Origin of the sequence: Polaribacter sp. (genome assembly GCF_049276715.1) — a bacterium.
Classification (GTDB): Bacteria; Bacteroidota; Bacteroidia; order Flavobacteriales; family Flavobacteriaceae; genus Polaribacter.
In genome coordinates this window covers 15,754-30,247 of record NZ_JBASWY010000024.1, presented here as the reverse complement: position 1 = coordinate 30,247, position 14,494 = coordinate 15,754, and the positions used below count along the sequence as shown (strand labels likewise).

Annotated in this window: 10 protein-coding genes; 4 read left to right on the top strand and 6 right to left on the bottom strand. The window is 28.0% G+C overall.

What is annotated here, in order from left to right; all coding sequences use genetic code 11:
- Window positions 1-32: 32 nt before the first annotated feature.
- A complete protein-coding gene (locus tag WAO74_RS06575) occupies window positions 33-1,709 on the top strand; it encodes a hypothetical protein (RefSeq protein WP_422160578.1) in 1,677 nt (558 codons plus the stop codon).
- 85 nt (window positions 1,710-1,794) lie between these two features.
- Window positions 1,795-2,265 (top strand): hypothetical protein, encoded by a 471-nt coding sequence (locus WAO74_RS06570; protein WP_422160576.1) that lies wholly within the window; start codon window positions 1,795-1,797, stop codon window positions 2,263-2,265.
- A gap of 184 nt (window positions 2,266-2,449) precedes the next feature.
- On the opposite strand, the gene WAO74_RS06565 is transcribed toward WAO74_RS06570, so the two are convergent.
- Window positions 2,450-4,930: a M14 family zinc carboxypeptidase gene (locus tag WAO74_RS06565; RefSeq protein ID WP_422160574.1), complete on the bottom strand. Its 2,481-nt coding sequence runs from the start codon at window positions 4,928-4,930 to the stop codon at window positions 2,450-2,452.
- A gap of 199 nt (window positions 4,931-5,129) precedes the next feature.
- On the opposite strand from WAO74_RS06565, the gene bshC reads away from it, so the two are divergent.
- Together bshC and rlmF are read left to right on the top strand one after the other, a co-directional pair.
- Window positions 5,130-6,722, top strand: coding sequence for a bacillithiol biosynthesis cysteine-adding enzyme BshC (gene bshC / locus WAO74_RS06560; RefSeq protein WP_422160573.1), 1,593 nt, complete (start codon window positions 5,130-5,132; stop codon window positions 6,720-6,722).
- A gap of 124 nt (window positions 6,723-6,846) precedes the next feature.
- On the top strand, window positions 6,847-7,701 hold the full coding sequence (rlmF, locus tag WAO74_RS06555) for a 23S rRNA (adenine(1618)-N(6))-methyltransferase RlmF (protein ID WP_422160571.1): 855 nt from the start codon (window positions 6,847-6,849) through the stop codon (window positions 7,699-7,701).
- Here the strand turns inward: rlmF and WAO74_RS06550 are convergent.
- From WAO74_RS06550 to WAO74_RS06530, 5 genes are all read right to left on the bottom strand, one after another.
- Entirely contained in the window at window positions 7,698-8,300 is a 603-nt protein-coding gene (locus WAO74_RS06550) for a hypothetical protein (RefSeq protein ID WP_422160570.1), read from the bottom strand. The genes rlmF and WAO74_RS06550 overlap by 4 nt on opposite strands.
- A gap of 146 nt (window positions 8,301-8,446) precedes the next feature.
- Window positions 8,447-8,821 (bottom strand): LysM peptidoglycan-binding domain-containing protein, encoded by a 375-nt coding sequence (locus tag WAO74_RS06545; RefSeq protein WP_422160568.1) that lies wholly within the window; start codon window positions 8,819-8,821, stop codon window positions 8,447-8,449.
- 33 nt (window positions 8,822-8,854) lie between these two features.
- Complete coding sequence (locus tag WAO74_RS06540; protein WP_422160567.1) at window positions 8,855-9,385, bottom strand: DUF1573 domain-containing protein; 531 nt, start codon at window positions 9,383-9,385, stop codon at window positions 8,855-8,857.
- A gap of 20 nt (window positions 9,386-9,405) precedes the next feature.
- Window positions 9,406-11,583 carry a DUF4838 domain-containing protein gene (locus WAO74_RS06535; RefSeq protein ID WP_422160565.1) on the bottom strand — a complete coding sequence of 726 codons (2,178 nt, stop codon included), beginning with the start codon at window positions 11,581-11,583 and terminating at the stop codon, window positions 9,406-9,408.
- 22 nt (window positions 11,584-11,605) lie between these two features.
- The gene (locus tag WAO74_RS06530; RefSeq protein WP_422160563.1) at window positions 11,606-14,485 is read right to left on the bottom strand and encodes a YaiO family outer membrane beta-barrel protein; all 2,880 of its coding nucleotides are present in this window, start codon (window positions 14,483-14,485) and stop codon (window positions 11,606-11,608) included.
- Window positions 14,486-14,494 lie beyond the last annotated feature (9 nt).

Here is a 14,494-nt window from a genome sequence, read left to right as displayed (position 1 = left end):
AAAATAAATAAATTTACAAAAAAACAACCATCATGATTAAAACTTCAGTAAAAGCATTATTTATATTTCTTTTTTTGAGTCAAATACTAAATTCTCAAGAGTCTGCTTTTAGTAAAAACTTAAAAGAATTATCAGAAAAAATTCAAACTGTTCAGAATTCAAAAAAAACTTTTACGCAATCTTTTAGTTCAGAATATCCTGGAGTAATTAAATATAGTTTGTCAGAAACAGATTCTAAAGGAAAAACTGAAGATATATTATATGAGTTTAATGTGGCAGATATAGATGTAAATACCATTAAACCAGTTACTTCAAAAGATTTAATTCAAGTGCAGCTTATCGTTGATAAAAATCAAAAAATGATTAAAGAAGTTGTGAATAGCGAAAAAATAAGCTTCTTAAATAAAATAATGCTCTATGCAAAAGACATTGATAATGCTAGAGAATTAACAAGTCTTTTAAAGGAGTCTGTGCCAATTTGCGAAGAAATAACTAAAAATAGGTTGAGCTTAAATTCTTACGAAGATCGATTAAAATGGCTTGCAAATAATGTTGTAAACGTAAATTTAATCGATAAAACATATGCACAATCTCTACTGATTAATGAAACAGTTATTGGTAATGTAAAAATTGTAAGTACTATTGCCAATGGAAAGTCTGTTGAATATGAGCTAAATTTGGCAAATATTAACTCGAATGCTTTATTTTTTGAAAGTAATGGAAGTGAGTTTGTACTAAAGTTAGAAACTAAAAGAAGATTAAATACTATAAAAGTTTTTGAGGATGGAGTTCAAAAAAACTACGATGATAGAATGGAAATTCAATGCAGCAGTGTAGAAAATGCAAGAGATTTACAAAAAGTAATACAAGATATTATCCCTTTAGCAGAAGAAAAGTTCAATGCTAGTTTTCCAAAAATAACTTCCACAAATCAAGGTTTAGAATATATCAATAAAAAAATAAACACAGTTATTGAAGACGAACTTACAACACAGCAGGCATTTACAACAAACTGTGTTACAAATTTTACTAAAATAGAAGAAAGTACCAAAAAGAAAGAAGATTTTTTATATGATTTTAATTTAATAGATCTTAATAAAGAAGATGTAGAAATAGATATTAAAGGAACATCAATTTATTTAGTTTTAAATACGATAGCAAAAAATAAATTCATAAAGCTTGTTGAAAATGATGAACTACAAAACTTTACAAATAGTTTCAATTTTACTTTAAATAGTATAGAAGATGCCTTGTATGCTAAAAATATAATGGAAACTGTTATAGAACTTTGTAACGAGGAATATAAAAAGAAACCACAAATAGCATCTAAAACTAAAGGAATTAATACGCTTATAGAAAACTTAAAAAGTGTACAAATAGAGAAGCTTACTTACGAGCAAAAAATTGAAAGAATAGATAAAAATGATGATGTAGCCATTCGTTTCACAAATGTTGAAGTTTCTGATAAGAGTTCTGAGAAAAATGTTCAAGAGTTTAATTTAACAGATATCAATCCTAAATCTGTAACTATAGAAATATCTGGTAAAAAGGTAATTGTAGAATTTACAACCAATTATCAAGAAAAAATCATTAAAACATATCAAGATGGCGAAATAAAAAGCTATACAAATAAAGTGGCTATTTATTGTGATACTATAGAAAATGCAAGAGAAATAAAAGCTCTTTTTATGTATATCACAGAAAAATAGTTAAAATACCTATGAATAGGTATTTATTATTTAAAAAAAAATTCTTAACATTGTGTTAAATTAAATTAAACTAAAACTTAAAAAAATGAAAATTAAAAATTTATTATTAGGGTTAACGTTATTGTTTTCAACGGTTGCTTTGGCACAAGAAAAAGGAGATTTTAATGCATTTGCAGGAGGTACTGCAGCTTTAGGTACTGGTTCTCTTTTTGGAGTTAATGCTGGTGTCGAATATGTATTCGCTGAGAATTTTTCTGTAGCACCAAGTTTTACTTACTACTTTGGAGATGCTACACAAACTGCTGTGAACATTGATGCTCGTTATTATTTAGGAGATGACAGTTTTAACTGGTTTGCTACTGCTGGTATTGGTTTCAATAGTATTTCTGTTCCTGCTGGAGCGATTCTTGTTGGTAGTTCAACTGCTACAGGTATACGTGGTGGGGCTGGAGCATTATTTTCAATTTCAGACAATTTAGATTTATTAGCGATTGTTGCCTATGATTCTGCTGTTTCTGGAGTTGTACCAATGGTTGGAGTAAGCTTCGGTTTATAGTCCATAAATTCTATAACAAAATATAAAAACCGCTCTTAGAGCGGTTTTTTTGTTTTTAGATTTAGCATTGATAAATTATAATTGTTTAAAGTAACTGTTTTATTCTTACTTTATTTTTAAAATATATATTCCAATAATTAGGTAAATAATTTATTTCTAATTCTTTTTTAGGAAATAAAAATATTTATTTCAATTTATCAGAATTTAAAAGAAATACTGCATTTGCTACAAATAGTTTTCCATTTTCCCAGAAATCTCTGAATAAAGGATTGTCAACCATGTAAATAATACTTCCACTTCCTTTTTGCTCCACTCCAAATAATAAAGATTCACCAATATTTTCTAATGCTTTTTTGCCTGCAAAACCAGAAACATTTTTGGAGGTACTAGTTAAATAAGCAACGTTTACGCCATCCTTTAAATAATTATAAGAACTGCTCCCCAATTTTAAAGTAAAATAATCATTCTTGTAACCAAAAGCTAAAGGATGTGTTACATCTACATTACTTTTAAAAACAGCTCCAGTAATAAAATTCTCTACACTTTTGCGTTCTTGTTCTGCATAAGGTGTTAAATTAGGCTCTTTGGTATCTTCATCACTTGTTTTTTTCTTTGTTATGGCAAAATCTTTTTTATCAGCAAAACTATTTAAAGCATTTCCTATTGCAATTACAGTACCTCCAGATTGTACAAAAGTTGTTAGTTTTTCTAAAACTTTTTCATTTAATATAGAGTTGTAATATCCTTCTGGTATTATAATTACATCGTATTTCGAGAAATTTACGCTACTAAAATAATCTGAATCTAAAATGGTTAATGGATATTTTAATTCTTTTTCAAAAAAGTGCCAAATTTCTCCAAAACTTAAAGAAGAAGTTCCTTCACCAGAAAGCAAAGCTACTTTTTGTTTGTTAATTGGTTTTACAGAGTAAGAACCAAAATCTACTCCAGAATCTGAAAAACCAGTTGAAACTGGGTTTAGCTGACGTGTATTTTTATCAGCAATTTTAATTAATTCCGAATCAAAATTATCATTTCTATTATCATTTCTTAAAATGATTAAAGTACCTCTTTCATAGGTTTTTCCATTCATAGAAAAGGGCTTTTCCGAAAAACGAGGTACTATGTTGTTCTGCAATAAATCTGCTAAAAAAGTGGCATCATTTAAACTATTCCATTTAGAAAGATAAGCATAAGCATTTTTATCAATAGTATTATTTATACTTTTTGATCCTGTTTTTTTAGTACTTGCCACTTTACTTTTAGATGCAATTGCGTTAAATCCATGAGCATAAGGAATTGACCAAGCTGTAATATCGTAGGTTAAAGAATCTGCTAATTTCGCATTTGGTTCGAACAAAACATGCACCATTTTTCCTTTTGGTTGGTTAGTATGAATTACCAAATCACTATCTGTAGTGCTGAATTTATCTTCTTTTTGACTGCTGTAACTGTAACCTTTAACAGATTCTGTATTCGCAAATTCATATTCGATATTATGTGTCTCTAATAAATTTTTTAATCGATTTATTTTGTCTTCATTATCATTCTTTAAAACAAAACTTTTATATTCTAAATTATCATTTTTAAAGAATTTTTGAAATTCTATATTTAATTTTTCAACATTTTTTGATGCAATTTCTACAGTTGATAATCCTGTAGTTTTATGATGAATTGCTCTGTCTTTTAAAGTTAATATTTCTCCTTCATCTGTATTAATGCCTAATCCAGCCATTCCATGACCCGCTTGTTCATATGTCATTCCAATTGCGCCCATAAATGTTGGATAGGTGTCCCCATAACTTGGGTACAGTAAATCGAAGCTTTCTTTTGTAAAATATAACCAGCCTTCTTTGTCGAAATATTTTGCATGATTTTTTCCAATTTCCGTTTGAAAATTGCGCTGCCAATCTGTAATTATTTCATGAAAAGGTTCTGCTGCAGGTGCAAAATAATAAGGGCTATTAATATATTGTTCGTGAAAATCTACATGAATATGTGGCATCCACTTATTGTAAATAGCAATTCTTTGTTTGCTTTCTATTTGTGTTGCCCAAGCCCAATCTCTATTTAAGTCGAATAAATAATGATTTGGTCTTCCTCCAGGCCAAGGCTCATGATGTTCTTTTGCATCTTGTACAGCATTAAAAGGCGTACTTTTTACTTGATTAAACCAATTTACATACCTGTCTCTTCCATCTGGATTTATACATGGATCTATAATAACCACTGTATTTTCCAACCAAGCTTTTTTAGTAGTAACTAATTCGTAAAGAGTTAACATAGAGGCTTCTGTGCTGGAAGCTTCATTTCCATGAACATTGTAACTTAACCAAACAATTGCTTTTTTATCAACAGAATTTTCTGGCATAACTCCAGTTTGAGACAGATTTTGATTTCTTATTTTCTCTAAATTATTAATATTTTCTTGAGAAGAAATGTAACTAACATATAAAGGTCTGTGTTCGTTAGTTTCTCCATATTTTTCTAGTTTAACATTTGATAATGTGTTGCTTACATAAATAAAATAATCGATAACTTTATGATGTCTTGTAAAACGAGAACCAATTTCGTACCCTAAAAATTCTGAAGGAGATTGTATACTTTGAGAAAAAAGAGTACCTGTAGATACTAAAAATAAAATAAAAATAAACTTAATTTTCATGTTCAAAATTTTGAATTTTTCAAAAGTAATGAATAAAACTCATTATTTAAAGCCTGTGTATGATTGACGTTAAAAATATGTTAGATTGATTTACATTTTTTAGCATCGCCTAAAATAGTTGTATTTTTATCGAAATTTAATCAAATATTATGATTTCTATTTCAGATTCTAATTCTTGTAAAAAAGTTGTTTTTTATTTATGAAAGTAACACAAATTCCTTTCCAAAAAACCGGTTTTTTCTCTAAAATTATGCATGATTATTTAGAGAAAAGTAAATTATTAAAACCTTTTTACAATAATTTTCCTGATATAAGTGGATTTAAAAATCAGATAGCAGAAAAGCAAAAATCTTTTAAATTAGAAACTAGATTCACTTTAGTTGATGCTTTAAAGCATCAATATAAAAATTTTGAAATATCAGAAAAAACAGCTAAAAATTTAGAGTTACTAAAACAAGAAAACACTTTTACAATTACTACTGGTCATCAATTAAACTTATTTACTGGTCCCTTATATTTTTTATATAAAATTATATCTACGATTAATTTAGCTGAAGAATTATCGAAAAAATTTTCAAAACAAAATTTTGTTCCTGTTTATTGGATGGCAACAGAAGACCACGATTTTGAAGAGATTAACTATTTTAATTTTGATGGTAAAAAAGTAACTTGGAATAGAAATGATGGTGGTGCAGTTGGTCGTTTTTCTACAGATGGTTTGGATGATGTTTTTGAGGTTTTTTCTAATCATTTAGGCAATTCTAAAAATGCGCAATATTTAAAGCATCTTTTTTCTGAAGGATATTTAAAGCATAAAAATTTAGCAGATGCTACTCGTTTTATAGCCAACGAATTGTTTGCAAAAGATGGTTTGGTAATTATTGATGGAGATGATAAGCAACTTAAACAATTATTTAATCCTTTTGTAAAAGAGGAGTTAGAAAATGAAACTTCATTTAGAGTTGTATCTAAAACAATTACAGAGTTAGAAAAGGAGTATAAAGTACAAGTAAACCCGAGAGAAATAAATTTGTTTTATTTGGGTGAAAATTTCAGGGAGCGTATCATATTTGATGATGATTTCTACAAAATAAATAATACAAATATTACTTTTTCTAAAGAAGAAATTTTAAAAGAAGTTGATAAGAATCCGTTAGCTTTTTCACCAAATGTAATTATAAGACCTTTGTACCAAGAAGTTATTTTACCTAACCTTTGTTATATTGGTGGAGGAGGGGAATTGGCTTATTGGTTGGAATTAAATGATTATTTTAATAAAGTAAAAATTCCTTTTCCTATTTTATTATTACGTAATTCTGTGCAAATTATAACAGAAAAACAGGCTAAAAAACTAGAAAAACTAAATATAAGTAAAGAAGAAATTTTCTTAAATCAATTTGATTTATTATCAAAAAAAGTGATTGAAAACGCAGAAATTGAAACAGATTTTAGTAATAAAATTCAATTTTTGGAAAAACAGTTTCAAGATTTAAAAAAAGTTGCTATTAAAACAGATGTTTCTTTTTTAAATGCTGTAAATGCTCAAGAAAGAAAACAAATTAAGGGATTAGAAAATTTAGAAAAACGTTTATTAAAGGCCGAAAAAACTAGACAAAAAGATTTAGTACATAGAATTACAGAACTTCAAAACAAGTTATTGCCTAACCAATCTTTAGAAGAGCGTCAAAGAAATTTTTCTGAATATTATTTGGAATATGGAACAGATTTTATAGATGCTTTAAAAACGAATTTAAAACCTTTAGAGTTAGAGTTTACTATTTTAGAACTTTAATTTTTTATTTATACACGGATTTCACTGATTTCCACTGATAAAAAATGTGAAATAAAAGGTTCACAAATTATCCTAAATCAGAGAAATCAAAATCAACTTTTTTATAACTTAAAATCAAAAAAGAATGAAAGAAAAAGGACTTCATCCAAAAAATAAATTTAGTAAAGGTTATAATTTTGATGAGTTAATTGTTAAAAATCCTCTGTTAAAAGAGTTTGTCATCAAAAATAAATACGATGCAATTACAATTGATTTTTCAGATCCGAAGGCTGTAAAAGAGCTTAATAAGGCTTTGTTGTTTACTTATGATGAACTTTCAGTTTGGGATTTTCCTGATGAAAATTTATGTCCTCCAATACCTGGAAGATTAGATTATATTCATCATTTAGCTGATTTGTTATCAACAGAAGAAAACATAAACATATTAGATATTGGTACAGGTGCAACTTGCATTTATCCCTTGTTAGGTGTTGCAGAATATAATTGGCAGTTTGTTGCTACAGACATCGATTTAGATTCTTTAGACACAGCACAAGATATTATAGATGATAATAATTTAGATGCTAAGATTGAATTACGTCAACAATTTAATGAGCAGCAAATTTTAAAAGAAATTTTAGAAGACGAAGATTCTTTTTCTGCGACCATGTGTAATCCGCCTTTTTACAAATCTGCAGAAGAAGCAAGAGGTGCCAACAGAAGAAAGACGAGAAATCTGGGAAATACGGCTGTTAGAAATTTTTCTGGAAATAATAATGAACTTTGGTATTTAGGAGGTGAAAAAGCATTTTTGCATAATTATTTATATGAAAGTTCTTTGTTTAAAAATAAAAGTAAGTGGTTTACAAGCTTGGTTTCTAAAAAGGAAAATATAGAAAGCTTAGAAAAATCAGCCAAAAAATTGGGTGTTACAACATTTAAGACAATTCCTTTAAATCAAGGAAATAAAGTAACCAGAATTGTTTGTTGGCGCTTTTAATTAAAAACTTTGTCTTCAATTTTATATTTTTTAGATATAAAATGTAAAACTGTGTATACTAACATGTGTATAAAAACTAAACAGACAAAAGCAAAAATAGGAACTCCGAAAATTTGATAAGGCCAAAAGTAGGTCCAAACTCCTAAATAAATGGTAATTACTTCACCAAAAGCTGGTAAAATAAACGCAAGTAGTATAGCTAGTATTATTTTGTTTTTTTGCGATTTATTGACTAGAAGCGTAATTAAGTTTCGCTCTAATTTGTATAAATAATGGAAAGCCAACATCCAAGCAAAAGGCACCCATAAAGGTATGTTTCTTGTTACTTGATGGTATTCCCAATAACCATTTGCCACTCCATAAGTTTCGCCAACAATTCCGATAAAACCAGTTAACAGCATTCCTGTTAACAGCAACCAATTCTTGTTTTCTTTTTGTTTTATAATTTCTTGGTAAATATTGTAGGCAATTTTTAAGATTAAAAGGGTGGCAATAAGGCCATCATATTCTTTTAAAAGGCCAATTAAAACTCCAGCAATTATCAATTTAATAATTGCTTTCACGATTTCTAAATAGAATTTTTTTTTGTCAAGAATCACCTTAAAAATTTTAAGTTGCTAAAGTAATATTCTAATTTTAGTTTAAACTTGTTTAATTGAAGAATTATGTCTTGATTTTTTTTTCAAATAAAAAACCCAAAACAGTATTTTGTTTTGGGTTTCTATAATAACTTAAAATTGTATGATTACATATTTGGAATCACTAATTCTTGACCTGGATGTATAACATCTGGATTTTTTAATATGTTTGAATTCGCTTTAAAAATAGCATTGTATTTAGAAGCGCTTCCATAATATTGTTTTGCAATTTTACCTAAAGTTTCGCCTTTTTCTACTGTATGATGGGCAAAAACAGAAGTATCTGAAACTTTAATATCTGCAACTAAATCAGTAGGGTTATCTCCAGCTACTTTTTTAATTTCATCCCAAATAAGGTTTTTTTCATATTGAGTTTTAGCAGTTCCTGTAATGATTAATTTTCCATCTTGCTCTTTAACATCGCCATTTTGGATATTTAATTTTTGTCCTAAATCTAATACGCTTTGATATTTTGCTTTCATGTCTTTATTTTTAATTTTTATTATTAACTGTTATTATCTTACTGTTCTTAAATTGTCATCATCTGTATAAAAACCTTGTTGGGTAAGATCGCCATCAACTTCACCACCAAGTTTTTCTTTTCTTCTTTCTAAATAAATTTCTTCATAATCTTGCGTGTAATGAGGAGATGTTACTACGTTTAAATCGAATTTTATGGTGCTAAAAAAATCTTTTTCTGTGTTTGCAAGAATGGTTACATAAAACTCTACATAGCCTATATTTTTAGCACTATCGTAATCTAGTGTTATAAAACCAAAGTCGTCTTTACCAATTGAAGTTTCTGGAAAACTAACATCTATGCAACCACAAGATGCCTGCACATCGTAAATAATTAAGGGCTCATTACCTCTATTATAAAATTTATAGGCCACAGATAATTCTGAACCTCTTAAAATAGGGTAATAGTGCCTTTCAGGAAATTCTATTTCCATTTTTGTTTTTTTAACCTTATCAATATCTGGTTTTCTAAAGGTACAAGAAACAGAAATTGTTGCTAAAAGCAAGATGAATAGTATTTTTTTCATTACTGTAAATTTAAACTTTTTTAATTAAATATAATTTCGTCACAAGCTATTGCGTTTTTTCCTGCGATGCTTTGTTTTTTAATTCTTACTATAAATTCTTGAGAAAGTTGATTGTCATCGAATTCTGTTGGTAATTTTATAGTTACTTCTTTCGTTGTTAATTTTTGTGTTTCTGGTGATAATTCTATTTTTCTAACAATTTTGTTTTGAGAGTTTACAATTTCTATAGAACCTGGATAGTAAATATTGTGCTTTGTATCTTGTAAAAAAGAAAAAGTAATTTTGTCAGAACCTTTTATTTCTTTTTCATCAATTTTTAAAACTAAATCATCAATTGAGCTAATATGCCAATTAGAATTATAATCTTTTAAGCCAAATGTACCATTGTTTAAAATAGTGATATCTGTATAATCTTCATCTAATTTAGATAGAACTTCAAAAGGTTTTTTAAAAAAATAGTGCTTTCTTTTATGATATGTGTAAATTGTTCTTCTCCAGCTTTTTAGATAATCGTCTAATTTATATTGTGCTTCATTATATGTTGTTAACTTAGATGATTTACCATAAGTTGTTAGCTTGTCTAATAATGGGCCAACTTCGTTATTAATAATAATTTCTTGATTTTTGTTTAAATATCCAAAACCATATTCACCTAAGCCATAATCTCTCATAATTTCTAATTTTAAAAAAGTAAGAGCTGTAGCAAGTTTTAAATATTCTTTGTCAAATTTATTTTTTTGAGTATTTGTATCAAATTCATCATAAAAACTAAAAAAGACTTTAGGGTCTAAATATTTCTTAACCGTTTTATTTATTCCGCTATAAATATCAAGTTCTTTTTTGTTACTGTAGAAAGTATCTTCTATAAAAGTATAATAATTTGTTAATGAATTCGAGAGTTTATTTGGATATTTTGCTTTAAAATAGTCTGCAATTTCTTCATCTAAATTAATATCTGTGTTCCATAATAGTTTCGCAAACAAAGTAGCTTTCAGTTCTTCGAATGTACTGTAATCATATTCGCTTCCGTGCATAAATACCCCCTTTACACCTAGTTTTTTATACAATTTCAAGTTACTTTGGCTCACTTTTAAAGAAGGATAAATATCAAAGTAGTTATCAAAATTTACTGCATAATCCCAAATGTAAACGTTATCTAAATAATTTTTCCATTTTTTAATAGTTGTCTCGAATTTATCAAAATATTTTGAATCTTCTAGTGGAATACCTTTTTGAATATCTATGGTACTATAAAAAATACCAACGTTATCTTCTGCTTTAAAACTAGGAGTATCCTTAACAGAAATATAGGCAGTTGTAAAGAATGAAAGATTTGGATAATCTTTAGCTAATTTATTTAAAAAACTGAACACAGCTGGAGCTGCGTCTTTGGAAGTGTTACCAACTGATTTACAGGTATTACAATTACATACAAGTTCATTATCGTTTGGTAAAATCATGTATTTATTTAAACTGTGATCACTGTCATAAATTCTTTTTACATTCTCATTAACATATTTATATAAAGTATCGCTTGTAAAGCAATATTGATCTTCGATTCTCTTATTACCAACCTGTGCATAAACAGTTTCTGGTAAATTATGTTTTTTGAGGATTTTAGGTAAGTTATGTCCCCAAATACCCCAGTTTAATTCTAAATAATTTGTTTGATTCCAGTTCCTGAAATTAGTTTCAAAGTTCGGAGAAAAGTAAGGTTCTCTGTATTCAAAATCAGGAGAAGAACAGATGCTAAATTCTTCAGGAACATTTATTTCATTAGTAAAAAAAGTTGGTTTTTCTGTTTTAGACTTTTCCCCATAAGTTAAGGGTGTAAATTCTTTGAAGAATGCATTGATACCAAATATTAGATTTTCGGCTGTTGTACCTTGTATAGTAATGTCTTTGCCTTTTTTATAGAAGCAATAATTGTCTTTTTGTGTAGGGTTTATTCTTAGTATAATGTAACTGTAATTATTGTTTAAACTATTACTTCTTTCAATTTTTAAAATCTCCCCAGTCACAATTGTAAAGTTATTATTAAACTCTTCAGAAGCTCTTACAACGAATTCGTCTGCTGAAAGTGTTATGTTTATTTTCGGGGCAATTTTGTACGCCTTAGAATATAGTGTTACTTTATTTTGAGCACAAGAAGAAAGGCTAAAAAAAAATAAAACCATATAAGTGTATCTTTTTAACATAATTTGGGGAATTTGCGTGGGTTTAAAATTTGGTAATAATAGTAAGAGAAAGATTGTATTGATTTATAAAAAATAATGCATTACTATCTGTTATTGGGCTTTTAAAGTTAATCCAAGATCCATTTATTATCAATGCAGTTTTTGGAGAAATATTATATCCATATCCAGCACCCACAAGAACATTTGAGAAATCTAAAAAGGCAGCTGCACCTTCAGGTAATTGGTCATTAAAAGGAGCACTACCAAAAGAGACTATAAAACTAACATAATCTTTTCGTGCATTTACATTTATTCTAGATTGAACCATAAAGTTAAAATAGTTAAACTGGTCATCTCTCATTAATGTGAGTTTCGAATTTAACCAAATATCTTCCCATTGTTTAGATCCTCCTAAAATTAAGCTCATAAAATTAATATCATTTTGCAATCGAGCAAAACGAAGACCTACTTGCCCTTCGTAACCATTCTTAAAACCTTTATAGGCATTACCATATATAATGAACTTCGGAAAAAATTGAGTTCCAAATAAAACACCAACATCTGCATAAAGTGTAGGTGTAAAAATTCTTGAATAGTTTAATCCTCCCTGTAAACCAACTCCAGATCTTCTTGCAGCATAATTAACCTCTGCCCCAAAAGTATTTTTCTCATCATATTTATGATTATAACTTAAACTTGCCAAAGAAGTACTAAATGGAAGTGAATCTGAGCTTGCTTTTGTATAAGTTGCTGCTAAATTATTTTTAAGTTTTGCTGCTCTTAAAATCTCTAAGGTTTGGTTCCATTGATTTTTTTCATAAGGATCAGTAATTTCTCTAAACTTTTGATAATAATAGGCAGAGTCGTATTCTTTCATCAACTCAAATACAAGTCCTTTTTTATATTTTAAGAAATTATCATTTGGGTTTTTTTCTAATTTTTCATTAATAACCTCTAAAGCTTCATCATTCGATTTTTCCGTGATGTACAAGTTTACCATTCTTTGTAAAGAATAGTTCTCTGCTGGGTTTAGGGTATCTGAAGCATTATAGTCTTCAATAGCCTCGTCTACAAAACCTTCATCTTCATAATTTTTAGCTCTAAACCATAATACTTCAGCCAAAGAATTTTTAACTTTTCTATCGTATTTATAAATAGTTTTTAAAGAGTCTAGTGCAGCAATTGCTTCATCATATTGTTTATTTTGAGCAAGCAGATTAGAAAGTTTTAATTTAAAATCTTTGTTATTCGGATAAAATGATAAACCACTTCTACTATAATTAATTCCTTTTTCATAATCTGGAATTGCAGATGAAGCATTTATAGCAAGTTCTAATAATCTTTTATTGTTATTCTCTCTAGCTAAACCTTCTTCAATAACAGGTAAAACATCTTTGTAACGTTGTTCACGCATTAAATAGGTAGCATAATCTTCTATTTGAGAGACATATAATTCTGGATATATAGATTCTAAAGGATAATTTTGTTCTAAACTTCTTGTAATTTCCAAAGCATCATCAAACATTTCTTTTTTCTGATACAAGGTTGATTTCTTTACTAAATTTTCAGGGTTGTCTGAATCGATACTAATTAGCTTATCAATTTGTTCTTCTGCTTCATCCAATTTACCTTGCTCTAACAGAATACCAAATATTTGTTGCTCAGCTTCCTTAGTAAAATCAGGAAATGTAACTAAGTCTTGAAAAATTTTCAAGGCCTTATCAAATTGTCTTTCTTCAGTATATTCTTTAGCTCTGTTATACATCACTAAATTATAATCGAAAGTAATATCGAAATCGTCTGGATATTTTTCATGAAGTATAATTACTTCTCTTTCAAATCTATCTTTGTCTTTTATAGGTCTGTAAAGTTCTTTTAATTGAACTAAAAGGTTTTTATTATTTGGGCTTCTTTTAATACCTTTTTTTAAAAAGTACTCTGCATCTACATCATAACCTTTTCCTAGTGCATTATTTATAACATAAGTTTGAGCCTCTGAACCACCACCAGTTTCTGCTAGTTTTTTATTGATTTCATAAGAATCATTATATTCATTAAAACTTGCAGATTGCTGCATTAGATAGGTTAATGTTTTGGTATGAATATCTGGAAATTGAGCTCTATCTACTTTTGTTTTTATATAAATTATGGCTTGTTCATGCCTTCCTAAACCTTCTAGTAAACCTATTTTCTTTTCAATTAATTCTCGGTCAAGAGGCAATTCTAAAAGAGCCCTCTCTGTGTATTGCAATGCATATTCAGAATTTCCTTTTAATAGCTCATTTCTTATAATACCTATATATGCTTGTTTGTTTGTAGGGTCGTTGTCTATAACCGTTTTATAAACTTCATTAGCATCATCATACCTTTTATTTTTAACGGCATCTACACCATCTTCTAGCATAATGTAGTTGTAATCATTCTGAATTTCTGTATCTTCTGGATATATTTGGTATAACCTTTTTAAAGATCTTTCTGCTTCCTCAAAATTCCCCATCTCTTTATAGATAAGAATTTTTCTTCTCCACCAACCTCTACTATAAGGAGTTATTTCTAAAAGTTCGTTTACAAAACAAATAGCATCAGAATATCTTTTAGTTGTTTGTTCTATGGTTACTAAAAACCCTAAAACGTCAATATCTTTTTTTCTTTTTTCGTATACTTGTTTTAAAACATATCTAGCAGTATCATATCTACCCATTTGCATATTGGCTTTACCAAGTAATGTTTTTAAATCCAAATCACTTGGTGATAACTTTAAACCTCTATAGCTCATTTTTGCTGCTTTGGCGAAGTTTTGTTCTGCAATATCTTTTTTAGCTTCTTCAAAATATAAATCTGAAGATTCATAAACTTGAGCATATATTTTTAGTTGTGATAAAATAATCACGATTAAAATAAGTAAAGATTTATTTATTTTCATAACTTTAAA

Coding starts and splice junctions, on each gene's coding strand:
- WAO74_RS06570 (WP_422160576.1), top strand. CDS start 1,795: ATGAAAATTAAAAATTTATTATTAGGGTTAACGTTATTGTTTTCAACG.
- WAO74_RS06575 (WP_422160578.1), top strand. CDS start 33: ATGATTAAAACTTCAGTAAAAGCATTATTTATATTTCTTTTTTTGAGT.
- rlmF (WP_422160571.1), top strand. CDS start 6,847: ATGAAAGAAAAAGGACTTCATCCAAAAAATAAATTTAGTAAAGGTTAT.
- WAO74_RS06565 (WP_422160574.1), bottom strand. CDS start 4,930: ATGAAAATTAAGTTTATTTTTATTTTATTTTTAGTATCTACAGGTACT.
- WAO74_RS06540 (WP_422160567.1), bottom strand. CDS start 9,385: ATGAAAAAAATACTATTCATCTTGCTTTTAGCAACAATTTCTGTTTCT.
- WAO74_RS06530 (WP_422160563.1), bottom strand. CDS start 14,485: ATGAAAATAAATAAATCTTTACTTATTTTAATCGTGATTATTTTATCA.
- WAO74_RS06535 (WP_422160565.1), bottom strand. CDS start 11,583: ATGTTAAAAAGATACACTTATATGGTTTTATTTTTTTTTAGCCTTTCT.
- WAO74_RS06545 (WP_422160568.1), bottom strand. CDS start 8,821: ATGAAAGCAAAATATCAAAGCGTATTAGATTTAGGACAAAAATTAAAT.
- bshC (WP_422160573.1), top strand. CDS start 5,130: ATGAAAGTAACACAAATTCCTTTCCAAAAAACCGGTTTTTTCTCTAAA.